The organism is Mesorhizobium sp. C395A (genome assembly GCF_030323205.1).
GTDB lineage: Bacteria > Pseudomonadota > Alphaproteobacteria > Rhizobiales > Rhizobiaceae > Mesorhizobium.
Map to the genome: position 1 here is coordinate 3,224,037 of NZ_CP100473.1, position 22,019 is coordinate 3,246,055.

25 protein-coding genes are annotated in these 22,019 nt (G+C 62.7%); 16 read left to right on the forward strand and 9 right to left on the reverse strand.

Going from position 1 to position 22,019, the window contains the following annotated elements:
- Positions 1–5: 5 nt before the first annotated feature.
- The 4 genes from NLY37_RS15775 (at position 6) to NLY37_RS15790 (ending at position 6,755) form a co-directional block, all read left to right on the forward strand.
- Complete coding sequence (locus tag NLY37_RS15775; RefSeq protein ID WP_023724942.1) at positions 6–1,271, forward strand: hypothetical protein; 1,266 nt, start codon at positions 6–8, stop codon at positions 1,269–1,271.
- Positions 1,272–1,392: 121 nt separating this feature from the next.
- Positions 1,393–4,836: an excinuclease ABC subunit UvrB gene (uvrB, locus tag NLY37_RS15780; protein WP_502882081.1), complete on the forward strand. Its 3,444-nt coding sequence runs from the start codon at positions 1,393–1,395 to the stop codon at positions 4,834–4,836.
- A gap of 70 nt (positions 4,837–4,906) precedes the next feature.
- The gene (locus NLY37_RS15785) at positions 4,907–6,433 is read left to right on the forward strand and encodes an ABC-F family ATP-binding cassette domain-containing protein (protein WP_023741080.1); all 1,527 of its coding nucleotides are present in this window, start codon (positions 4,907–4,909) and stop codon (positions 6,431–6,433) included.
- A 148-nt stretch (positions 6,434–6,581) separates the two neighbouring features.
- Complete coding sequence (locus NLY37_RS15790; protein WP_023672009.1) at positions 6,582–6,755, forward strand: hypothetical protein; 174 nt, start codon at positions 6,582–6,584, stop codon at positions 6,753–6,755.
- Positions 6,756–6,804: 49 nt separating this feature from the next.
- On the opposite strand, the gene NLY37_RS15795 is transcribed toward NLY37_RS15790, so the two are convergent.
- Entirely contained in the window at positions 6,805–7,419 is a 615-nt protein-coding gene (locus tag NLY37_RS15795; RefSeq protein ID WP_023741079.1) for a glutathione S-transferase family protein, read from the reverse strand.
- A 200-nt stretch (positions 7,420–7,619) separates the two neighbouring features.
- Here NLY37_RS15795 and NLY37_RS15800 point away from each other — a divergent pair, with 200 nt between their 5' ends.
- Both NLY37_RS15800 and NLY37_RS15805 read left to right on the forward strand, forming a co-directional pair.
- The gene (locus NLY37_RS15800; RefSeq protein WP_023691563.1) at positions 7,620–8,048 is read left to right on the forward strand and encodes a VOC family protein; all 429 of its coding nucleotides are present in this window, start codon (positions 7,620–7,622) and stop codon (positions 8,046–8,048) included.
- A 71-nt stretch (positions 8,049–8,119) separates the two neighbouring features.
- Positions 8,120–8,473: a DUF1428 domain-containing protein gene (locus NLY37_RS15805; protein WP_023733342.1), complete on the forward strand. Its 354-nt coding sequence runs from the start codon at positions 8,120–8,122 to the stop codon at positions 8,471–8,473.
- A 7-nt stretch (positions 8,474–8,480) separates the two neighbouring features.
- Here NLY37_RS15805 and NLY37_RS15810 read toward each other — a convergent pair whose 3' ends face one another.
- Both NLY37_RS15810 and NLY37_RS15815 read right to left on the reverse strand, forming a co-directional pair.
- The gene (locus NLY37_RS15810; protein WP_023691564.1) at positions 8,481–10,115 is read right to left on the reverse strand and encodes a tetratricopeptide repeat-containing sulfotransferase family protein; all 1,635 of its coding nucleotides are present in this window, start codon (positions 10,113–10,115) and stop codon (positions 8,481–8,483) included.
- A 203-nt stretch (positions 10,116–10,318) separates the two neighbouring features.
- Complete coding sequence (locus tag NLY37_RS15815; RefSeq protein WP_023741078.1) at positions 10,319–10,501, reverse strand: hypothetical protein; 183 nt, start codon at positions 10,499–10,501, stop codon at positions 10,319–10,321.
- A 323-nt stretch (positions 10,502–10,824) separates the two neighbouring features.
- On the opposite strand from NLY37_RS15815, the gene NLY37_RS15820 reads away from it, so the two are divergent.
- The 3 genes from NLY37_RS15820 to NLY37_RS15830 are packed head-to-tail and all read left to right on the forward strand — an operon-like array spanning position 10,825 to position 11,532.
- Positions 10,825–11,094, forward strand: a complete 270-nt coding sequence (locus NLY37_RS15820; RefSeq protein ID WP_023701590.1) for a hypothetical protein — start codon at positions 10,825–10,827, stop codon at positions 11,092–11,094.
- Positions 11,091–11,357, forward strand: coding sequence for a hypothetical protein (locus NLY37_RS15825; RefSeq protein WP_023672015.1), 267 nt, complete (start codon positions 11,091–11,093; stop codon positions 11,355–11,357). The genes NLY37_RS15820 and NLY37_RS15825 overlap by 4 nt, the downstream gene beginning before the upstream one ends.
- Positions 11,358–11,394: 37 nt before the next feature.
- Positions 11,395–11,532 (forward strand): hypothetical protein, encoded by a 138-nt coding sequence (locus NLY37_RS15830; protein WP_023683725.1) that lies wholly within the window; start codon positions 11,395–11,397, stop codon positions 11,530–11,532.
- A 554-nt stretch (positions 11,533–12,086) separates the two neighbouring features.
- On the opposite strand, the gene NLY37_RS15835 is transcribed toward NLY37_RS15830, so the two are convergent.
- The gene (locus NLY37_RS15835) at positions 12,087–12,500 is read right to left on the reverse strand and encodes a Kazal-type serine protease inhibitor domain-containing protein (protein WP_023672018.1); all 414 of its coding nucleotides are present in this window, start codon (positions 12,498–12,500) and stop codon (positions 12,087–12,089) included.
- Between the two features lie 484 nt (positions 12,501–12,984).
- On the opposite strand from NLY37_RS15835, the gene NLY37_RS15840 reads away from it, so the two are divergent.
- The 3 genes from NLY37_RS15840 to NLY37_RS15850 all read left to right on the forward strand — a co-directional run bounded on the left by NLY37_RS15840 (position 12,985) and on the right by NLY37_RS15850 (position 14,379).
- Positions 12,985–13,197: a cold-shock protein gene (locus tag NLY37_RS15840; RefSeq protein ID WP_006202520.1), complete on the forward strand. Its 213-nt coding sequence runs from the start codon at positions 12,985–12,987 to the stop codon at positions 13,195–13,197.
- Between the two features lie 351 nt (positions 13,198–13,548).
- Complete coding sequence (locus NLY37_RS15845) at positions 13,549–13,761, forward strand: cold-shock protein (RefSeq protein WP_023672019.1); 213 nt, start codon at positions 13,549–13,551, stop codon at positions 13,759–13,761.
- A gap of 192 nt (positions 13,762–13,953) precedes the next feature.
- A complete protein-coding gene (locus NLY37_RS15850) occupies positions 13,954–14,379 on the forward strand; it encodes a BA14K family protein (protein ID WP_023737823.1) in 426 nt (141 codons plus the stop codon).
- A gap of 64 nt (positions 14,380–14,443) precedes the next feature.
- Here the strand turns inward: NLY37_RS15850 and NLY37_RS15855 are convergent, their stop codons facing one another.
- The 3 genes from NLY37_RS15855 to NLY37_RS15865 all read right to left on the reverse strand — a co-directional run bounded on the left by NLY37_RS15855 (position 14,444) and on the right by NLY37_RS15865 (position 16,666).
- The gene (locus NLY37_RS15855; RefSeq protein WP_023695789.1) at positions 14,444–15,082 is read right to left on the reverse strand and encodes an MBL fold metallo-hydrolase; all 639 of its coding nucleotides are present in this window, start codon (positions 15,080–15,082) and stop codon (positions 14,444–14,446) included.
- Between the two features lie 230 nt (positions 15,083–15,312).
- Entirely contained in the window at positions 15,313–15,627 is a 315-nt protein-coding gene (locus tag NLY37_RS15860; RefSeq protein ID WP_023672022.1) for a hypothetical protein, read from the reverse strand.
- 145 nt (positions 15,628–15,772) lie between these two features.
- The gene (locus tag NLY37_RS15865) at positions 15,773–16,666 is read right to left on the reverse strand and encodes a branched-chain amino acid aminotransferase (RefSeq protein ID WP_023741077.1); all 894 of its coding nucleotides are present in this window, start codon (positions 16,664–16,666) and stop codon (positions 15,773–15,775) included.
- A gap of 244 nt (positions 16,667–16,910) precedes the next feature.
- Here NLY37_RS15865 and NLY37_RS15870 point away from each other — a divergent pair, with 244 nt between their 5' ends.
- From NLY37_RS15870 to NLY37_RS15885, 4 genes are all read left to right on the forward strand, one after another.
- A complete protein-coding gene (locus tag NLY37_RS15870) occupies positions 16,911–17,444 on the forward strand; it encodes a MarR family winged helix-turn-helix transcriptional regulator (RefSeq protein ID WP_023683723.1) in 534 nt (177 codons plus the stop codon).
- The gene (locus NLY37_RS15875) at positions 17,431–18,150 is read left to right on the forward strand and encodes a response regulator (protein WP_023672025.1); all 720 of its coding nucleotides are present in this window, start codon (positions 17,431–17,433) and stop codon (positions 18,148–18,150) included. The genes NLY37_RS15870 and NLY37_RS15875 overlap by 14 nt, the downstream gene beginning before the upstream one ends.
- 75 nt (positions 18,151–18,225) lie before the next feature.
- Positions 18,226–19,641, forward strand: coding sequence for an ATP-binding protein (locus NLY37_RS15880; RefSeq protein WP_023705896.1), 1,416 nt, complete (start codon positions 18,226–18,228; stop codon positions 19,639–19,641).
- A gap of 221 nt (positions 19,642–19,862) precedes the next feature.
- Positions 19,863–20,885 carry a glycosyltransferase family 4 protein gene (locus tag NLY37_RS15885; RefSeq protein WP_023741076.1) on the forward strand — a complete coding sequence of 341 codons (1,023 nt, stop codon included), beginning with the start codon at positions 19,863–19,865 and terminating at the stop codon, positions 20,883–20,885.
- Positions 20,886–20,895: 10 nt separating this feature from the next.
- Here NLY37_RS15885 and NLY37_RS15890 read toward each other — a convergent pair whose 3' ends face one another.
- Together NLY37_RS15890 and NLY37_RS15895 are read right to left on the reverse strand one after the other, a co-directional pair.
- Entirely contained in the window at positions 20,896–21,255 is a 360-nt protein-coding gene (locus NLY37_RS15890) for a tRNA-binding protein (RefSeq protein ID WP_023672028.1), read from the reverse strand.
- Between the two features lie 6 nt (positions 21,256–21,261).
- Complete coding sequence (locus NLY37_RS15895) at positions 21,262–21,762, reverse strand: type III secretion system chaperone family protein (protein WP_006202532.1); 501 nt, start codon at positions 21,760–21,762, stop codon at positions 21,262–21,264.
- Positions 21,763–22,019: the final 257 nt, after the last annotated feature.

The window sequence follows — 22,019 nt, forward strand, 5'->3', positions numbered from 1 at the left end:
ATGAGATGACACGTTTTGCAGGCCTGCTGGCGTCCGCCCTCCTCCTGTTGGTGCCTTTATCTTCGGCCCGCGCCGCCGCGCCCGAAGCGGCAACCGCTTTGTTCGAGGCCAAAACGGTGACCGAGCGCAACGCCGCGCTTACCACGCTCGAGGCTGCAGCCCAGGGCGATCCGGCGTCAGCCTATGCCGCCGGCGCCGGCGAATTCTTCACCGCGCTGGAAATCCTCGCCGGCGGTCTGCACCGCCACGGGTTCGAAAGCCCGCAATCCTTCATGCTGCCGCTGATGCGGCTGCCGATTCCGGACAATCCCAATCCCGAACCGCTGACCTATGAGCAGTTCCGCGCCATCCTGGTCGCCTTCCGCGACCGGCTGGAGACATCCGCGGCCACTCTGGGCTCGGTACCCGCCGATGCCGATATCGGCATGGTCGTCGACCTCACCCATGCCGGCATCGATCTCAACGAAGACGGCGCCATCGCGCCGGATGAAAGCATGGCCGCCATCATGGCCTCGCTGTCGCGCGGCGGTATCTCGTCGGACGGCGCCGCTTCCTCGCTCACATTCCGCTTCGACCGCGCCGACGGTTTCTGGCTGCAGGGCTATGCCGAATTCCTGATGGCGCAGGCCGATTTCTGGCTGGCGCATGATTTCAGGACCATGTTCGACGGCTCGTTCCACATGCTGTTTCCGCGCGCCAAACTGCCGCTGCAGGACATTCTCGTGCCTCCCGCCGGCGACATGCGCAGCAGCATCTTCTCATCGGAATGGCGCATCGCGGATTTCATCTCCATGGTTCACCTCGTGAACTGGCCGGTGGTCGAGCCCGAGCGCCGTCAAGCGGCGCGCCGCCATCTGCTCGAAATGATCCGGCTGTCGCGCGAGGACTGGAAGGCGATCCGCGCCGAGAACGACAATGACCGCGAATGGCTGCCGGGACCGCAGCAGAAGGGCGAGAACCCGCTCACCGGGCTCGAAGTCGGCGAGGAGCAGGTCGAGGCCTGGCTCGCCACTCTGACCATGGCCGAAGACCTTTTGGAAGGCCGCAAGCTGCTGCCGCATTTCCGCATCACGGCCAGCACCGGCCAGGGCATCAACATGAAGCGTTTCTTCGAAGAACCGAAGCCTTTCGACCTCGTGCTGTCGATTACCGGCCCGGCCATCGCGCCCTACCTCGAGAGCGGTGAGATCTTGACCAGCGGCGAGTTCGACCAGATCCAGCGCCAGTTCGGTGGCGGTGGGTTTTTGACCTTCGCGCTGTGGTTCAATTGAGCAGGCGGCCCGGCTCGCGTAACACAGCTCCTGACACCCTTGTGTCAGGAGCTTCGACCCGCTTAGCGCCCTTCGCCACTGCACTCTTTCCATTTTGGCGGACTCTGCCCATATTTGGGGCATGGCCAAACTCCCTGACAAAAAGACACCGTCTTCGGCGGGTGACAACGGCGCTTCGCCGCCGAAGCGGCGCAGCCCGCTGACCGATTTCCTCGATGCCTCGGAGCCTCTGCACAGAGGCGGCTTCGCCGAGGCGCCGCAGGCCGACTTCACCGGCGCGCCGCTGAGCGGCTCGATTGCCGACTGGGCCGAGCAGATCGAGCAGGAGGCCGAGAAGGAAGGCCGTCTCACCGGTAAGGGCGATGGTAGATCGCCAAAGTCCGCGAAAAAGATCCCGGAGCGGTCCGCTGCGCCCGGCCGCAGTTCGCGCGGCACCTCGATGGGCGGCGCGGCCACGGCCCGCGAACGCACCGCCGCCGGCCTCAACCCGGTCGCCGGTCTCGACATCTCGCTGGAAGACGCCGAGACCATGGCCTCGGGCAGCGTCACCGCAACGGTCGCGGCGCTGTCGGCGCTGATCGAATCCGGCAACCCCTTGCACAAGGACGGCGTGCTGTGGACGCCGCACCGCCCTGCCCGCCCGGAAAAATCCGAAGGCGGCATCGCCATCAAGATGGTGTCGGATTTCGAGCCGGCCGGCGACCAGCCGACCGCCATCAAGGATCTTGTCGAGGGCGTCGACAACAATGACCGCACTCAGGTGCTGCTCGGCGTCACCGGCTCCGGCAAAACCTTCACCATGGCCAAGGTGATCGAGCAGACGCAGCGCCCTGCTTTGATCCTGGCGCCCAACAAAACGCTGGCCGCGCAGCTCTATTCCGAGTTCAAGAAATTCTTCCCCGACAATGCGGTCGAGTATTTCGTCTCCTACTACGACTACTACCAGCCGGAAGCCTACGTTCCGCGCACCGACACCTTCATCGAGAAGGAATCCTCGATCAACGAGCAGATCGACCGGATGCGGCATTCGGCCACGCGTTCGCTGCTCGAGCGCGACGACGTCATCATCGTCGCCTCGGTGTCCTGCATCTACGGTATCGGCTCGGTCGAGACCTACACGGCGATGACCTTCCAGATGCAGATCGGCGACCGGCTCGACCAGCGGGCTCTGCTCGCGGATCTGGTCGCCCAGCAGTACAAGCGCCAGGACATCAATTTCGTGCGCGGCTCGTTCCGCGTGCGCGGCGACACGATCGAAATCTTCCCGGCTCACCTTGAAGACCGCGCCTGGCGCATCTCGATGTTCGGCGACGAGATCGAGGCAATCACCGAATTCGATCCGCTCACCGGCCAGAAGACCGGCGAGCTGAAGAGCGTCAAGATCTACGCCAACTCGCACTACGTGACGCCGCGTCCAACGCTCAACCAGGCGATCAAGTCGATCAAGGAGGAGCTCAAGCACCGGCTCGTCGAGCTCGAGCGCGCCGGCCGCCTGCTGGAGGCACAGCGGCTCGAACAGCGCTGCCGCTTCGATCTTGAGATGCTGGAAGCCACCGGCTCCTGCGCCGGCATCGAGAACTATTCGCGCTATCTCACGGGACGCCAGCCGGGGGATCCGCCGCCGACTTTGTTCGAATATATCCCCGACAATGCGCTGGTCTTCATCGACGAAAGCCACGTCACCGTGCCGCAGATCGGCGGCATGTATCGTGGCGACTTTCGGCGCAAGGCGACACTGGCGGAGTATGGTTTTCGCCTGCCCTCCTGCATGGACAATCGCCCGTTGCGCTTCGAGGAATGGGACGCCATGCGTCCGCTCTCCGTCGCGGTTTCTGCGACACCCGGCGCCTGGGAGATGGAACAGGCCGGCGGCGTGTTCGCCGAGCAGGTCATCCGCCCGACCGGCCTGATCGATCCGCCGGTCGAAGTCCGCCCGGCGAAAAGCCAGGTCGACGATGTCGTCGGCGAAATCCGCGACACCACGGCCGCCGGCTACCGCACGCTGGTCACCGTTTTGACCAAGCGCATGGCCGAAGACCTGACCGAATATTTGCATGAGCAAGGCGTGCGCGTTCGCTACATGCACTCCGACATCGACACGCTGGAGCGCATCGAGATTCTGCGCGATCTCCGCCTCGGCGCTTTCGACGTGCTGGTCGGTATCAACCTGCTGCGCGAAGGCCTCGACATTCCCGAATGCGGTTTCGTCGCCATCCTCGACGCCGACAAGGAGGGCTTCCTGCGCTCCGAGACGTCGCTGATCCAGACCATCGGCCGCGCCGCCCGCAACGTCGACGGCAAGGTCATCCTTTATGCCGACCAGATCACCGGCTCGATGGAGCGGGCGATGGCCGAGACCAACCGCCGCCGCGAAAAGCAGATGGAATGGAACGCGGCCAACGGCATCACCCCGGAATCGGTGAAGTCGCGCATCTCCGACATTCTGGACTCGGTCTACGAGAAGGACCATGTCCGCGCCGATATCTCGCAGTTCACCGACGGCGCCGGTGCGATGATGGGCAACAATCTCAAGGCTCATCTCGACGCCATGGAAAAGCAGATGCGCGACGCCGCCGCCAATCTCGACTTCGAGAAGGCCGCCCGCATCCGCGACGAGATCAAGCGGCTGCGCGAGATGGAACTGTCCATCTCGGAAGACCCTCTGGCCAAATACGCCGACATGGAAAGCCCGGTCTCCGGCCGCGAGAAGGGCAAGCACAACAAGGGCGTGGCCAAGCACCGTACGGCTGAGGAACAGGAGCGTTTTCGCAAAGTCGACGACGCACGCGCGGCTGAAGAGGCGGCCAGGGCTGCCCGGTCCAACCTCTTCCGCAAGCCGGCGCTCGACGAAATGGGCGCCGACGGCGCCGTGCCGGTAAAGAAGCCACTGTTCGCCAAGCCCTCGATCGACGACATGGGCCCAGGCACCGACATGCCGACACCGGCCGGAGCGGTATCGCGCTCGCTGTTCAAGAAACAGTCGGCCGAAGAGGCGCACGGCTCCGACTTCGGCATTCCGGGCGATGCCACCAAGCCGCTGTTCAAGAAAAACTCGCTGGACGAGATGACCGTGCGGCGCACGGAAAAGCCGGTCGAAGGGAAAGTGCCGGCCAGGCCCCAGCCAATCTCCCCCGAGTGGGGGAGATGCCCGGCAGGGCAGAGGGGGGCGCGAAGGAACGCGACGATTCCCCAAAACCATTCGTTCGCCAGCGCGCCGGCATCGGCTCCTACGAAGACCCAGGCGACGCCCGCCGCGAAAAGCGCCGGCCGGGCAAGACGGGACGGCCGGGGAAATAGCACCTCTTTCCTTCTCCACTTGTGGGAGAAGGAAAGAGCGCTCCACCACCGCCGCATCCGTCGCCCACTTGCCTCCACCCCCGCCTTTGGTGTAATCGCTCCACACACTCAAAGTTTTGTCTTGAAAGGAGGGCTGCGTGTCTATCGATCACCATCATCAGCGTGGCCCGATTTCTGCCCTGCGAGTTCGCTTGCAGGGTTGACCGGGGACATTACGGGTTTTCCCGTTTCGATTTTTTGGTCTGCCTTTCGTGGTGCGCAAAGCTGAGCCTGATGGCCGGCAAGCACACCGTCAAAGTGCATCCGGAGTTGTCTCCGGCGAGACCAGAGAAATCGCAATGGCCCTGATCAGCCTCAAATCCCTCGGCGTCACCATGAGTGCGCCGCTGTTTTCCAATCTCGACCTCACCATCGGCGCCGGCGACCGGCTCGGCATCGTCGCCGCCAATGGCCGCGGCAAGTCGACCTTGCTTAAATGCCTGACCGGCGCGCTGGAGCCGACCTCGGGCGACATTTCTCGCACGCGCGGCCTGCGTGTCGGCCATGTCGAGCAGTCGGTTCCGCCTGCCCTTCTTAGCCGCAGCTTCCATCAGGTGGTGGCCGATGCCTTGCCGGCCGAGCAGGCCGACAGCGAGATGTGGCGCGTCGATGTGGTGCTGGATTCGCTCGACGTGCCCGAGCCGATGCGCGAACGGCCGATGCAGGCGCTGAGCGGCGGATGGCAGCGGCTGGCGCTGATTGCCCGCGTCTGGGTCACCGACCCCGATGTGCTTTTGCTCGACGAGCCGACCAACCATCTCGACCTCGCCAAGATCAGCCAGCTGGAAAGCTGGCTGAACGCCCTGCCGCGCGAGGTGCCGGTGGTCATCGCCAGTCACGACCGCGCCTTTCTCGACGCTGTCACCAACCGCACGCTGTTCTTGCGCCCGGAGGACTCGCCGGTGTTTGCACTGCCCTATTCCAGGGCGAGGCAAGCGCTCGACGACCTGGACGCTTCGACGGCGCGCCGGTTCGAGCGCGACATGAAGGTGGCGCAGCAACTGCGCAAGCAGGCCGCCAAGCTCAACAACATCGGCATCAATTCCGGCAGCGACCTTTTGACGGTGAAGACCAAGCAACTCAGGGAACGGGCGGAGAAGCTGGAAGACGCCGCGGTATCGGCGCATCGCGAGAAATCAGCCGGCGCGATCCGGCTGGCCAACCGCGGCACCCATGCCAAGGTGCTGATTACGCTGGACGACGCCGCGGTGGAAACGCCGGACGGCACGCTGCTGTTCAAGACCGGCAAGCGCCACATCTGCCAGGGCGACCGCATCGTGCTGCTCGGCCGCAACGGCGTCGGCAAGTCGCGTTTCGTCGATCTGATCCGCAACGCCATCGCCGAGCCGGACACGGTGCCGAACGTCAAAGTGACGCCGTCGACGGTGCTCGGTTACAGCGACCAGGCGCTGGCCGGCATCAGTGGCGACGAGACCCCGCTGGCCCTGGTCTCGCACCGCTACGATGTCGGCGAGCAACGCGCCCGCTCGCTGCTTGCCGGCGCTGGCGTGGTCATTGAGATGCAGGAGAAAAAGATCGGTGTGCTGTCCGGCGGCCAGAAGGCGCGGCTGATGATGCTGGCGCTCAGGCTCACCCACCCCAACTTCTACCTGCTGGACGAGCCGACCAACCATCTCGACATCGACGGCCAGGAAGCGCTGGAGGAGGAACTGCTCAAGCACCAGGCGAGCTGTGTGCTCGCCTCGCATGACCGCTCCTTCATCCGCGCCGTCGGCAACCGCTTCTGGCTGGTCGACAAGCGGAAGCTGACCGAAGTCGAAGACCCCGAGGATTTCTTCCGCTCGGTGGCTGAAACGGCGGGCTGAGGAACTACCACCATGGGCCGCACCGTGTTGCGGTCCATGCTTTCGCATCTCCCGCAAATATTTTCAGCGTTCTGTCGGATCGGCTGAACCTGCTGCGTCCTTGGGATGCCGACACGATGATGCCGGCTTCATCTGAGGAGAACGCATCATGTCCATTTTGTCATCCATAGGCCGCGTCGCCGCCCGATACGCACAGAACCGCGCCCGCTATCGCAGCGAGCGCGAGCTTCTGGCCCTGCCGATCGAACTGCGCAAGGATATCGGCTGGCCGGAAATCCTCATCGACGCGCAAAACGGCCCGCGGATCTGCAGGGCGCCCTGACCATGCGGTCGGGAAAGATCGATGCAGGCCGCCGCGGGGCGACCGTTGCTCAGTCATGCGTATCGCCAGACAGCGGCGTCGCCTGCATCGATCGACGCTTTTCGAACGCCTCGAACCAGCGCGTCAGCCGCGCCCGCGCGCGAAAGGACGGCAGCTGGCGGAACGCCATCCAGGACAGCGTGGTGGCAAGCGCTATATGGCCGACATGGAGCGATGTCTCGGCGTCCAGCGCGCTTTCGATCCAGTCATAGCTGGCCTCGATTTTTTCCCGGTAGCCTTCGGCAAGCGCTGCATAGCGCAACTGTTCGGGCCGCCTTTCCGTCTCCCAGCGCAGGCCTATGCCCGTCTGCGCCAGGCCTTGGGCGACCGCCTGCAGCCGCAACGCCTGCCAGCGCGCTTCGCCGTCCTGCGGCAGCAATTTGCGGCCGTCATGCAGCGTATCCAGATAGGCGCAGATGACATCGGAATCGAAGAGCGGCGGCGCATCCGGCCGCAGCAGCACCGGCACCTTGCCGAGCGGGTTTTCGGCGTAGACACGGGCATTGCGCAAGGTCGGGCTGGTCTCGTGATGAATGACCTCGAACCGGTCGGCAAGCCCGACCTCATGGGCGAAGACGAGCGCTTTGCGAGCAAAGGGCGAATGGGTCTGGTAATAGAGGATCATTGTCGTCTCAGCGGGGTTAAAGGAGCAGTCCCCTTTCTAGCCTGCTGACAGCGAGCATTGCGCTCTGATTGGGCGCCGCCGACGCAAGTTCGTTTCGCCAGAAAATCGCATCAGACATGTAGGATCGCGGCCGGCTCGTTCGTCCTAGGGTTCGCAAGGCCAAACCAAATGCCCAGACCAAACCCAAAGAGGAACAAGACATGACCGACCAGACCCCCATTCAGCCGGCCGCGAAAGTTCTCGGTGGATTGACCCCCTATCTGCAGCTGGACGGCGCCTTCAAGGCCGCCGAATTCTACAAGAAGGCTTTCGGCGCCGAACAGGTGTTCTTCTATCCGCCCGATGAGCAGGGCCGCACGATGCACATCCATCTCCACATCAACGGCTCGACGCTGATGATTTCCGATTTCTACCCCGAAAACGGCATGCCTGCCGTCAAGCCGCAGGGCTATACCATGCAGCTCCATCTCGGCGCCGACGAGATCGATGGCTGGTGGAAGCGCGCGGTCGGTGCCGGCTGCGAAGTCGCAGTGCCGCTGCAGCTGATGTTCTGGGGCGACCAGTGGGGCAACATGCGCGACCCCTTCGGGGTCGAATGGGCGATGAACGCGCCGGCGAAGAAAGACTGACCACCGCTGACAAAGCTCCTCACCGGCTGACGCCGGTAAGGAGCTTTGTGAGATACTCCAAGGAGAACCTCATGTCCTATGTCGATGGTTTCGTGCTCGCCGTGCCGAAGGCAAATATCGATGACTACAAGAAGCTGGCCAACCTCGCAGGCCCGATATGGAAGGAACACGGAGCGCTCGCCTACGTCGAATGTACCGCCGACGACGTGCCCTATGGCGAGTTGACCTCGTTTCCGCGTGCCGTTCAGGCAAAAGACGACGAGATCGTCGTCTTCGCCTGGGCCGTCTATTCGTCCAGGCAAAGCCGCGACGCGGTAATGGCCAAGGTTATGGCCGATCCGCGTTTGACGCCCGATTCGGGGCCCATGCCCTTCGATATGAAGCGCATGATCTTCGGCGGCTTCCAGCCCTTCATCGAGCTTTAGCCGCTGCTCAGGCCAGCTTGTCCAGCAGCGGCTTCAACCTGTCGCCATAGCGCTTCCAGAGATCGACCGAGCCCTGATACATCGGCTGGCGCACCTGCGCGGCCGAGGCCGTGCGCACCGGGCGGTCGGTCTCGTGGAACGACAGCGCCTTGTCGTCCCAGGACAGGCCGAGATGCCCGATCAGCGCCCGCGTCTGTCCCTCCTGGTCGGCCACGAAATCCTCGTAACGCACGTCATGGACGACGCCCGGCAAAACATCGTGCCAATGCGCCATGATGTCGGTGTAGATGTTGTGGAAATCGGCGAGCTCGCCCAGATCATAGCCGTAGCGGTGGTTGTCGCCGCGGAAATGCACCTTGTAGATCGAAAGGCAGGTCGCCGCCGCATCGCGCGCGCAATGGATGATCTTGGCTTTCGGCAGCATCATATGGATGAAGCCGATGAGCAGGAAGTTGCCGGGCATCTTGTCGGTGACATGCCTGAAGTTGGGATAGCGCTCATGCAGCATGTCGAGATAGGCTTGGCCCGCCTCCGCAAACTCCGCGTCGGATACATCGACCAGTCCCCAGGGGAAACCTCCCGGCATGGTCAGCGGAAATTGCTTGCCGACCGCGGTTTTCAACATGCTGAGCTCGCCCGCGCCATAGACTTGTGGATGGCTGGCGATGATCTGTTCGACCAGCGTGGTGCCGGAGCGCGGCATGCCGACGACGAAAATCGGCGTGTCGTCGGAGATTGCACTTGGCTTGTGCTTTTCGAAAAAGCCGGCGTTGAACACCGTCTTCATCGCCTCGAATTCGGCCCGCGTCCTGACCGGATCATAATCGATGCCCTTGCGGCGGATCGCATTGCCTTCAGCGAAATAGTCGAAGGCCCTGTTGTAGTCCTTCAAATCGTCATTGGCCTTGCCGAGACCGAAGGACAGCTGCATGCGCGCCAGGCTGTCGGCCGGCGCCTTGGCATGCTGGGCCTCCATGCCGGCGAGTTCGGCGTCGCGCTCCTTCTGGCGCTTGACCTGCGTCAGCATCAGCCAGGCTTTTGCCATGCCTGGCGTGATCGCCAGCGCCTGCCGGAACAGGTCGGCCGCCTCATCGAGCTTGCCTTTTTCCATCAGCCCGACGCCGAGCCCGTGCAACAGGTCGGCATCCCTGGGCCGGATCGTCAGCGCCTCGCGAAAGGTCGCCAGCGCCTCGTCCAGACGACCGGCTTCCTGCAACGTTTCGGCAAGCCCGATGCGGGCGCGGACATGGAAGGGATTGCGCCCGATTGTGCCGCGATAGATGTCCTCCGCAGCCTCGAACTGGCCGAGCTGTTTCAACGCCGAACCCAGATTGTCGCGTGCCGCGAGCTGGTCGGGCTTGAGATCTACCGCGCCGCGGAAGAAATCGGCGGCCGCTGCGATGCGGCCGAGATCGCGCATCACCGTGCCGAGATTGTTGAGGAAATCGGGATTCTTCGGCTGCAGACGCACAGACTGCTCGATCAGCTCCAGCCCTTCGGGGTTGCGCCCGGTCTGGTGCAGCAACAGGCCCAGGAAATGCGCCGCTGCCGGGTGATTGGCCTTGCGCGCCAGCACCTGCCGGTACAGCGTCTCGGCCTCCTGCCGGCGCCCGGCCTGATGCAGCTGCAGCGCCTGCTGCACATATTGGTCGAGGCCCAGCGGCGGCTGTCCGCCAGCTCCAGCACCCGCCGCTCTTCTCTGATCTCTGTTGATGGGAAACCTGCCGTGTTTTGTCCGCTTGCCGCGATCTAGGCCATCGGCGCTGCAGGTTCAAGGGAAGAGTGGGCTCGCCAAGGGCGCGGACCTCTTCGAAACTCTAGAGGAATTCCAGGAAAATGTAGCGTTCAAATCAGCCGGTTGCTCTCGGCGAGCCGGCGCTCCCGCCGTTGCGTGCCGTCGGTGTCGGCAATCTTGCGCCGTGCCGCTTCGTCGCTTCTTGTCGTCAGGCGCACTGATATTGCCTTGGGGAAGAGGACGATTGGCTCGATTGTTGCGGTCGGACGATCCGGCGTTTTCATGAATCTCATATATTTTTGCCTTTCGTAAAAAATAATCTTAGGGGCACAGGAATAATTATTCCGATGCTCTCTAAATAAGAAATTGGCTGATATTGTTCCACAATAGCAGATTTGTTAGGGGTTTATACGAGAAATTTTTTATACCGGTCGAGCCGCGGCGGAAATCAGCTTGAATAACCAACAATTTCGGATTATTGATCTGAGATCGTTTTTTGGGTCAAGCTTGGCATATAGCGGCGTCGGAGATACTCGACCCGCCAAACTCATTCCAATCGCCGATGGTTGAGTTCCCGGTTGATGCCGGAAAGCATCGACGAACCAGAGCCAAGCCAATGCCGGATCGCACCACCCGTTCCATCGCCCATTTCGCGGCACCCTTCGTGCTTAGCGGGCTGGAAGGGCAACTGCCGGCCGGCGACTATGACATCGATCACGACGAAGAGCTGATCGAGGGCATGTCGCGGCTTGCCTGGCGTCGCGTCGCCACCTTCATCCATTTGCCGGCAAGGGCGGTGAAGAACCCGGCCACCAGCCAGCTTGTCGCCATCGACTACCTCGAACTCGAAACAGCGCTGAGGCGCGACCAGGAGAACGCAGCATGATCCGCTTCCAGCAGAATGCGCGTCCGCGCACCGACACGCCCTCGCACCTCTTCGCCATCGGCCAGACCGTGCGCATGAAGAGCCGCAGCGGGCTCGCCCAGAAGACCGCCGAGCTGTTTCAGATCAAGAGCAGATTGCCGGTCAAGGATGGCTCGCCGCAATATCGCATCCGCAGCGAGGAGGAGACCTATGAGCGGGTCACCACGGAAGACAACCTCGAAGTAGCGGACGCCCCGGCTGTCCCCGACAGCCAGGCAGTCTGACACCGCACCCACCCAGCACGTACGAAGGAGCAGACAGATGGCCAAGGGTCAGCAGCGCAGCAATCGCGAAACGCGCAAGCCCAAGAAAGACAAGGTGGTGGCCAAGGCCGCCTCCCCGTTCGGTTCCTCGGTCAAGCAGGCAGAGAGCAGCCTGAAGCCGAAGTCGAAGGGCTGACCAGGCAGGGCGCGCCTGGCGCACCTGCCGGCAATGGACTGACGATCTCGGACTGACGATCTCGCCCAAAACTCTGCAACGGAGGCTTGCTTGACGTTCTTCGTCGAGCCGCTCGCGCGACGTCGACGAAGCCACGCTCGACAAGGTATCGCTGGACGCGCCGAACCTGCGCGCCGCCCTGCAGGGCGCCACCGCGCTGTTCCACAGCCTCGCCATGCCGCAGATCCCCGACCGTCTGCGCATTTGCGACGAGGACGGCGCAGAGCTTTATGCCGGCCCGGCCGACGGGGCGTATTCGGCGTAGGCAACCACTCCGATCCGCGACCTTGCCTTCTCCCTTGGGGGTGAGAAGCGGTCCGCGCAGCAGACGAAAAGCCAATTGTTGGCTTTTCGAGTTTCGAACGCCCTGAGCCTGCGAAGGACCAAGGGTGGTCCGGTCCACCCGCCCGGTCCCCGCTGCTTCGCAGGGTCCCGGCATTCGCCGCCTTTTTATCGTGTCAGTGGGACGGTGAATTCGCCTCCGGCGGACTCACCCGACAGGGGAGAAGGAAAAATCAGCAGGGGCCGTCCTCGACGACGCGGTAGTCGGCGGCACGGGCCTCGCAGGCGTTGGGAAAGGTGCGCAGCTCGCCATGGCGGCGGGCGCAGACCGGGGCGTATTCGCGCGTGCAGAATGTCGGCTCTTCGCCACCACCGCCACCACCGCCGCCGTCGCGGCAAGGGCCGTCGCGAACGATGCGGTAGCCTTCCCGTTCGGCAAGGCAGGCATTGGCGAAGGTCTGGCGGTCACCGCCGCGCCGCGCGCAGACCGGCTCGTATTGCCTGGTGCAGAATTCCGGTTCCGGCCGTGGCGGGCGCGGACGTGGTCCCGGCCCGTCATCGACGACGACGGTGCAGGCCGCAAGAAGACCCGACAGGAAGAGAATAGTAAAACCCTGGCGCGAGAAGATCGTCGCAAGAAATCTCATGAATATGCCTCCCTCGAGACCCCCGTCCCCGGCGCAAAACGCGCCTGTCGATCCTCGCCATTCCCTTGCCAAATGCAACCCCCGTTTGCGGCGCGGGAGCCATGCGATGCCCGGCCCGCGCATTGCTTTGGCCCTGGACCAAACCGCTGGACCATGCGTGGCCGGGCTCTGGCTGATGAACTCTTAAGAACCCAGGTTTATCGAAGCGCCTTCGTTGGGACGCGTCGATGGACGCGGCCCGCGGCGCTATCTTGCAACGATCACGTTTCCGTGCGATAAATTTTGTGTTCGGGCATTTGCGACCCGGAGAGCGGAACGTTTTGGACGACCTTTCCCCGATACTGTGAATCTCTGACGGCCCCATTTTCGGCGGGGGGTTTTACCATGCGCAAATGCAGGACTGCCGAAGCAACCACCGGGACTTGCCCACGATGCCAGGCGGCGGGCAAACCATAAGACTGACACGGGTGAAGGAGTTTCCCCAATGGCCCAGACCGGCACCGTTAAATTCTTCAACGCGACCAAAGGCTTCGGCTTCATCACGCCCGACGGCGGCGCCAAGGATGTGTTCGTCCACATTTCCGCGATCGAGGCCTCGGGCCTGCGTACCCTCGTCGACGGCCAGAAGGTCACCTTCGACGTTGAACCCGACCGCATGGGCAAGGGTCCGAAGGCGGTCAACCTCCGCGCGGCCTGAACCGGCGGTGCCCGCGCGCCCGTCAGGGCGCTCGAAAAAGCACCTAAAGCGTGTTTGAACCGGCTTTGTCAGCCGTCCAGAGTTTCGAAGGCGCGACGTTTCCCGTTGCGCCTTTTTCATGACGCCGTCGCCGGAGGCAAAGGACGCTTTATCGGTCAATGCCGTGGCTGATCGCCGGAGCAATCGTCTGGCGCGAATTGCCTTCGGTGCCACGATCTATTTGAGCAGCCTTCAGCGTTGCCGCCGTCGCCAAAACTTTCTCTTGCCGATAGCGCTAAAATAAAGGACAAATTTCCCTTCGGGCATTTGCCGGCCCGAAACTGGACTTTATGGGATCAAAGGGAGCTTCCCATGCCGCAGACCGGCACCGTCAAATTCTTCAATCATGCCAAAGGCTTCGGCTTCATTACGCCCGACGACGGGCAGAAGGATGTCTTCGTTCATATTTCGGCCGTGCAGGCTTCGGGTCTTTCCGGTCTGGAGGATGGACAAAAAGTGACATTCGACACCGAGCCGGACAAGCGCGGCAAGGGTCCAAAGGCCGTCAACCTGTCGGTCGGCTAAGCCGGCTCAAGACAGTCCGGACGGAGATTGACGAGGCGGAGCGCCTTGCGTACGCGCTTGGTTTTGCCGCAAGAACTGGATCGTATCAGCCAATTCCGTTCAGCCCCCGTTCAGCCACGGTCTTCTATTAATCGTCCCCTAGGCTGGACCGCATCCCCGAAAACTATCCGGGCCGGCACGAAGGAGACCAAAATGAATCGCATTTTCAAGACCGCCATCCTGGGCGCCGCTCTCGCCGCGACCACCCTCGCCACCTTGCCTGCCGCCAATGCCAAGGACTGGAACCACTGGCATCATGGCCATGGTCGTCATCATAATGGCGACGCGCTTGCGGCCGGTGTCGTCGGCCTTGCGGCCGGCGCTCTGATCGCCGGTGCGCTGAGCAACCCGCAGCCGCGCTACAGCAGCTATGATGACGATTACGACTACCGCGAAGTGCGGCCGGCGCCGGTGCGCCGTTACTATGCCGAACCGCGGGTCGTCTATGCCGACCGCTATGCCGAGCCGTGGACCCGCGACTGGTACGAATACTGCTCGGACCGCTACCGGAGCTTCAATGCCCGCAGCGGCACGTTCACCGGCAATGACGGTGAGCAGCATTTCTGCGTCGCGAATTGAGCTTCCCTGTCCCACAAAAAGCGCTGACCGCAAGGCCAGCGCTTTTTTTGGCAGAAAGACATCGCTAAGTCAGGAAGGGATTGGTCCGCCTCTCCTCGCCAAAGCGGCCACCCGGGCCGTGGCCGCAGATGAAGCCGATCTCGTCACCGAGCGGCAAAAGCTTGTTCTTAATCGAGGCGATCAGCGCCGCATGGTCGCCGCCCGGCAGGTCGGTGCGCCCGACCGAGCCGCGAAACAGCACGTCGCCGACATGAGCGAACTTCGCCGCGCGATTGTAGTATACGACATGGCCGGGCGCATGGCCGGGGCAGTGCAGCACCTCGAACATATGTGAGCCGAACGAAACCGTCTCGCCCTCTGCGAGAAACCGGTCGGGCACGCAGTTGCGCGCCCCGGCAATGCCGTAGCGCTGGCCCTGGTTCTCGAGATTGTCGAGCAATAGCTTGTCGGCTTCGTGCGGGCCGATGATCTCGATGCCGAGTGCTTCCTTCAGCTCCATGGCGCCGCCGGCGTGATCGATGTGGCCATGGGTGATCCAGATCGCAGCGGCGGTGATCGCATTGTCCTTCAGCACCGCCAGCACCTTGTCGATGTCGCCGCCCGGATCGACGACGACGCCATGCTTGTCATCCATGTCGAACAGGATGGTGCAGTTCTGCTGGAAAGGCGTGACCGGCACGATGCCGGCATTGAGCTGACCCATGATTGTCCTTTCGCTGTTCCAGCGTGATGTAGAGGCGCGGGCGAAGGCCGTCCACTGCTGAAAGGCAAACAGTCCGTCCCAAAACAGAAATGGGCGGCCCAACGGCCGCCCATTTGACGAAGCCTGAGTCTCGAGCAATTCCAGGAAAAGTGTAAAGCGGTTTTCCGTCCGGAATTGGGTAAAACAACAAACTAGATCATTCGCCGTGAAACGGTGAATGATCTAGAGGCTTACTTCTTCATCGCGCCCATGACCGCACCGATGATGCCGGTCAGGATGGCGCCGCCGCCGGCGCCGCCGAGCAGGTTTTTGAGGTTCAGCGTATCGCCCAATCCGCCCGCTGCCGTTGCAGCCGCTGCCGGGTCGGCCGTGCCGCCGAGCAGGCTGCCGAGGATCGCCGCCCCGCCAACGCCGCCAACCGCGCCGCCGAGGATTTTGGTCAACTGGCCCATCGCCGCATTCTTCAGCGCAACGCCGACCGCCTGACCACCGACAACACCTGCAATTACCTGTACAACGAGCGCAATGAGCGTATTCGTATCCATGTACCTAGTCCCTCCATAGCTGCCAGCCTCCCGGGCCGACACCATCATGAGACGCTGAATTGTACGAAAGTCAAATGCACAGATGCTGAAATAAAGGGGCCGGCCTCAAAACCGCCCCTGCTTGCGAAAAAAGCTGTGACTTTCGTTATTCTGCGGCTATCGCATGCTTAGGTTGCACCGCAGCAGAATAGTCGTTCATCAAAGTCTTGGCGATCTCGCCGACCTCGAATCGGTACGGACCGATCTCGGAGACCGGCGTCACTTCCGCTGCCGTTCCGGTGAGGAAGCACTGTTCGAAGCCTTCGAGTTCCTCAGGCATGATGGCGCGCTCGACGACTTCAAGGCCGCGGTCCTTGGCGAGGCCGATGACGGTGCGGCGGGTGATGCCGTCGAGGAAGCAATCGGGCTTCGGCGTGTGGATCTTGCCATCCTTGACGAAGAAGATGTTGGCGCCCGTTGCTTCGGCGACCTGGCCGCGCCAGTCGAGCATCATGGCATCGGCATAGCCCTTGGCCTCGGCGGCATGCTTGGACATGGTGCAGATCATGTAGAGGCCCGCGGCTTTCGACTTCGACGGCGCGGTGCTCGGATCGGGCCGGCGCCATTCCGCCAGATCGAGACGGATGCCCTTGAGCTTCTGCGCCGGGTCGAAATAGCTCGGCCATTGCCAGATGGCGATGGCGCAGTTGATGCGGCTGTTCTGCGCCGACACCCCCATCTGTTCGCTGCCGCGCCAGGCGATCGGCCTGACATAGGCGTCCTGGAAACCCTGCTTCTCCAGAAGCGTGGTCGAGGCGTCATTGAGCTCGGCCACGGAATAGGGAATATTGAAGCCGAGCAGGCGCGCCGATTCATGCAGACGCTCGGTGTGCTCGTTGAGCTTGAAGATGGCGCCGCCATAGGCGCGCTCGCCCTCGAAGACGGCGCTGGCATAGTGCAGGCCGTGGGTCAGCACGTGGATCTTGGCATCGGCCCATTTGACGAACTCGCCGTTGATCCAGATGAAGCCGTCCAGTTGGTCGAAGGGAACGGATGCCATGGAAACCTCCCGCGGGCGGCGACCCGCACATCATTAGTGTTGTTCTTGTTGCGCGACAGCCGCGTCGGGCGGCCCTTGAAGCGTAAGCGGAGAATCGAACTCTGGCAAACTCAGGAAGTTCCGGAAAAACCGCACTCCCTTGCCTTTTCGTTCGCATTCAGCCGAAAAGCTTGTCAAAAATTACCATTGCGGGGAAATTACGTCAATAGTACTGACATAATTTCCCTCTATGGACGGAGAAATGATGACGGATCGAAGCCCAGCTGCCGGAAAACCGATCAAGACGCCGATCACCGACGAGGACGGCATCGACTTCGCCATCATCGAACTGTTCTTCTTTGCGTATCGCGATTTCACTTCCGATCCGGACCAGATCCTGGCCGATTACGGCTTTGGCCGCGCCCATCACCGGGTGCTGCATTTCGTCAACCGCCGGCCGGGACTGACGGTCGCTGAACTGCTCGACGTGCTCAAGATCACCAAGCAGAGCCTGGCGCGGGTGCTCAAGCAGTTGATCGACACCGACCATATCGTGCAATTGCAGGGTCCGCGCGACCGCCGCCAGCGGGAGCTCTATCCGACAGCCAAGGGGCGCGCCCTGGCGCTGGCCCTGGCGCGGCCACAGTCACGCCGCATCCGTGCTGCATTGGAAGATTCCGGAGCCAGCGAGCGTCCCTTGATCGAACGATTCCTGGAAGCCATGGTCAATCCGGAACTAAGGGCGCAGATCGACATTGTGCCTGCAAACATGTCAGGGAAAAGCCATGGAGACCATTGAGAGGGTGGACCAGCCGACGGCGCCGGACGATGACGCGCCGCATCTGCTTGTGGTCGACGACGACACCCGCATTCGCAATTTGCTCAAGCAGTATCTGACCGAAAATGGTTTTCGCGTCACAGTCGCCGGAAATGCCGGCGAGGCCAGGCGAAAGCTTGCAGGACTCGACTTCGACCTCCTTGTCCTCGACGTCATGATGCCCGGAGAGACCGGCGTCGACCTCACCAAGGCGCTGCGGGCGGAGAAGAACGTACCGATCCTGATGCTCACCGCGCTATCGGAAACCGACAGCCGCATCACTGGGCTCGAGGCCGGCGCCGACGACTATCTGCCCAAGCCCTTCGACCCGCGCGAACTGATCCTGCGCATCAACAACATTCTGCGCCGCGGCGGCCCGGCGACGACGCCCAAGGTCGAGCAGCTGGTCTTCGGCCCCTACACCTTCCAGATCGCCAGGCGCGAGCTGAAGCGGGGCGGCGAGGCGCTGAAGCTGACCGACCGCGAGCAGGAGATCTTGGCGATCTTTGCCGCGCGGGCCGGCGAAACGATCCCGCGTCACGAGCTTGTCGGCGACGATTCGGAAGTCGGCGAGCGCACCATCGACGTCCAGATCAACCGCCTGCGCCGCAAGATCGAGCGCGATCCGTCCAATCCGGTCTGGCTGCAGACGGTGCGCGGTATTGGGTATCGGCTCAGCGTGGAATAGAATGCCGCTGACGGCCGCCCTTGGCCATAGATGTGTGGCCATCGACCAGCGGCCATTGACCCAGCGGAAGGATAAATGGCGACCACGCAACTGGAACGGCCGGAACAAGGCGGCTTTGGCGCGCGCGTATCACGCGCGCTGAAAGCAATGCCGCGTGCCTGGAAGCGGTTCTGGCGGCTGGTTGCGTTCTATATGCCCAAGCGGCTTTATGCCCGCTCGCTGATCATCGTCATCGCGCCGATGATCCTTCTGCAGTCGGTCGTCGCCTTCGACTTCATGGAACGCCACTGGGCAACCGTGACGCAGCGCCTGTCGCAGGCCACCGTGCGCGACATCGCCGCGATCATCGACATGATCGAGACCTATCCGCATGATGGCGACTACGCCAACATCATCCGCATCGCCCAGGACCGCATGCAGTTGAAGGTCGACCTCTTGCCGCCCGACCCGTTGCCGGCGCCTGGACCCAAGCCCTTCTTCTCGATCCTTGACGACGTCCTTTCCACCGAGATCACCCGCCAGATCAACCGCCCGTTCTGGATCGACACGGTCGGCAATTCCAACATCGTCGAGGTCCGCATCCAGCTCGAGGGCAAGGTGCTGCGCGTCTTCGTGCGCCGCAGCCAGGCCTATGCCTCCAACACCCACATCTTCCTGATCTGGATGGTCGGGACGTCGCTGGTGCTGCTGACGATCGCCATCCCCTTCCTTCGCAACCAGATCCGGCCGATCCTGTCTCTGGCCGAGGCCGCCGAAAGCTTCGGCAAGGGCCGGCCGATGCCGCGCGATTTCCGCCCACGCGGCGCCGAGGAGGTCCGCCGGGCCGGCTTTGCCTTCATCCAGATGCGCGAGCGCATCGAACGCCAGCTGGAACAGCGCACCGCCATGCTGACCGGCGTCAGCCACGATCTCAGAACCATCCTCACCCGCTTCAAGCTGCAGCTGGCGCTGGCCGGCGGCAAGCCCGAGACCAAGGCCGCGCTCAACCAGGACATCGACGACATGCAGTCGATGCTGGAAGGCTATATCGCCTTTGCCCGCGGCGAAGCGTCGGAAGATGCCGGCCATTTCGATCTCGAGGCTTATTTCCAAAAGCTCGGCGAGGAGGCGTCGCTGCACAAGCGCAAGCTATCGACCGTGCTTGCCGGTGATCCGGACGTGCATGTGCGCCCGCACGCTTTCGCCCGGCTGTTGTCCAATGTCGCCGGCAATGCCTTGCGCTATGCCAAGACGGTGGAGATCAGCGCCGATCACGGCCGCGGCTCACTCGTCGTCACCATCGACGATGACGGTCCGGGCATCCCGCCGGAAAAGCGCGAAGACGTGTTCAAACCGTTCGTGCGGCTCGACGAGGCGCGCAACCTCGACGCCAGCGGCACCGGCCTTGGTCTCTCTATCGCCCGCGACATCGCCCGCAGCCATGGCGGCGACATCACGCTGGAAGACAGCCCGCTCGGCGGCCTGCGGGCGGTGATCAAGGTGCCCGCCTGACCAAAGCATGATCTGGAAGGCGGGTTCAGCCAAAACCACCTTCATCCGCCCGTCATGAAACCATGGTCAAGAGCGCGCATGAAGCGCACGACCTCAGTTGATTCAGCTCAGCCGCCTCACTTCGACCTCGTGCCTGCCCGGGTGCGGTGGAGCCAAGCGAGGGCAGCCGGGCCGTACCGCTATCGCATCAAGGCAACCGTCGACCCGAGCAAAGGACCGCCATGCGCATCCTGATGGTCACCGACGCCTGGCGGCCGCAAGTCAACGGCGTCGTCCACACGCTGGAGCGGCTCACCGAAACGCTGAAAACCTTCGACGTTGCGGTCGACTTCCTGACCCCGAACATCTTTCGCACCTTGCCGTTGCCGACCTACCCCGACATCAGGCTGGCGCTGACCACGCCCGGTCATGTCGCGCGGCTGATCGAGGCTCGCAAGGCCGACCATATCCATATCGTCACCGAAGGCCCGCTCGGCATCATGGCGCGGCGCTATTGCCGCAATGCTGGCCGTCCCTTTACCACCAGCTATCACACCCGCTTTCCCGAATATCTCAGCGCCCGCCTGCCGGTGCCGGAGAGCTGGGCCTATCGCTGGCTGCGTGATTTCCACAATTCGGGACAAGGCACGCTGGTCGCCACCCAGTCGCTGGCGGAGGACCTTGCGTCGCGAGGCTTCACCAAGCTCAGGCCGTGGACGCGGGGCGTCGACACCGATCACTTCCGCCCGGACAAGAAGAAGGACCTCGGCTTTCCCGGCCCGGTATTCCTGTGCGTCGGCCGCGTCGCCATCGAGAAGAACCTGAGCGCCTTCCTCGATCTCGACCTGCCCGGCAGCAAGGTGATCGTCGGCGAAGGACCGGAACTGGCTAGGCTCAGGGCGAAGTACCCGCAGGCGCACTTCCTCGGCCATCGCCCGAACGATGAGCTGGCCGAGATCTACGCCTCGGCTGATGTTTTCGTTTTCCCCAGCCGCACCGACACGTTCGGCAACGTCATCATCGAGGCGCTGGCCAGCGGCACGCCGGTGGCCGCCTATCCGGCCACCGGACCGATCGACATTGTCGGCGACGGCATCGGCGGCGCGGTGTCGACCGATCTGCGCGAGGCCTCGCTCGCAGCGCTCAATGTCGACCGCGCCGAGGCGCGCGAACGCGCCATGCGCTACAGCTGGAAAGCCTGCGCCGAAATGTTCATGGACACGGTCGAAGAGGCGCTGAGCACAAGGCGCAAGCTGGCCGCCTGACGCAATCTTCCTAAAACAATCTGCCGCCGTCCGGCACCTTGCGCTCGATGGCGCCAAGGACCACGGCGCCTTCCTCATCAGGGAAGCCGAGCGTGAGCACTTCCGACATGAACGGACCGATCTGGCGCGGCGGGAAATTCACCACCGCAAACACCTGCCGTCCCACCAGCGTTTCCGGCGCATAGTATTTCGTGATCTGTGCCGAGGATTTCTTCACGCCGATCTCAGGGCCGAAATCGATCTTCAGCTTGAACGCGGGTTTGCGCGCCTCGGGGAAAGGCTCGGCCTCGACGATCGTGCCGGCACGGATGTCGACACGATCAAAATCGGCAAAGCTGATCTCGGGCTTGCGCGCGCTGCTCGAACTCATGGAAGCTCAAGCGTTGCCATAGGTCTCGAACAGGACGCCGGCCAGCGCATCCTTGGCCGAGGTTCCCGACCAGACAACGAACTGGAAGGCCTGGAAATAGCACTCGCAGGCTTCAAGCGCCGACGACAAAAGCACCTCGACCTGCTGGCTCGACGGTTCGACCCCGCCGGCAAGCAGCAGCGACTGGCGAAACATGATCGCGCCCTCCTGCTCCCAGAGATCGAAATGGCCAAACAGCATCTGCTCGTTGATCAGCGACAACAGCCGCATCACTTCCAGCGCGCGGGCTTCCGGCACCTTGATGTCGAAAGCACAGGCCAGATGCAGCGCCTCGAAATCCTCCATCCATGAGAAGGAGACGTGATAGTCGGTCCAGCTGCCGGCAACCGAGATCGAGATTTCGTCATCGCCGGCCCGTTCGAAGGACCAGTCATTGTTATGGGCGACCTGCTCGATGACATCCACCGGATGGATCTCGCGGGAGAATTCGAGTTCGAGAAGTTCCATGGAATGCTTCCTGTGTTCAGGGGAGCGCCACACGCTCCGCGGGGCACACACGACGAACAATCTTGTCTTGAACTCGGACGGCCAGGACTTCACGACACAAAGACCCCGGACCGGACCCCACCGCCCGGCCGCATGACCCTGCTCCGAATCATGCAACAAATTCAGTCTATTGATCGGGAGTCGCGTGAACAGCCTAATTTTTCGCACTGCGTCATCAGCATGTGGAAAGGCGCTGTCACAAAGATTCATGCATTGCC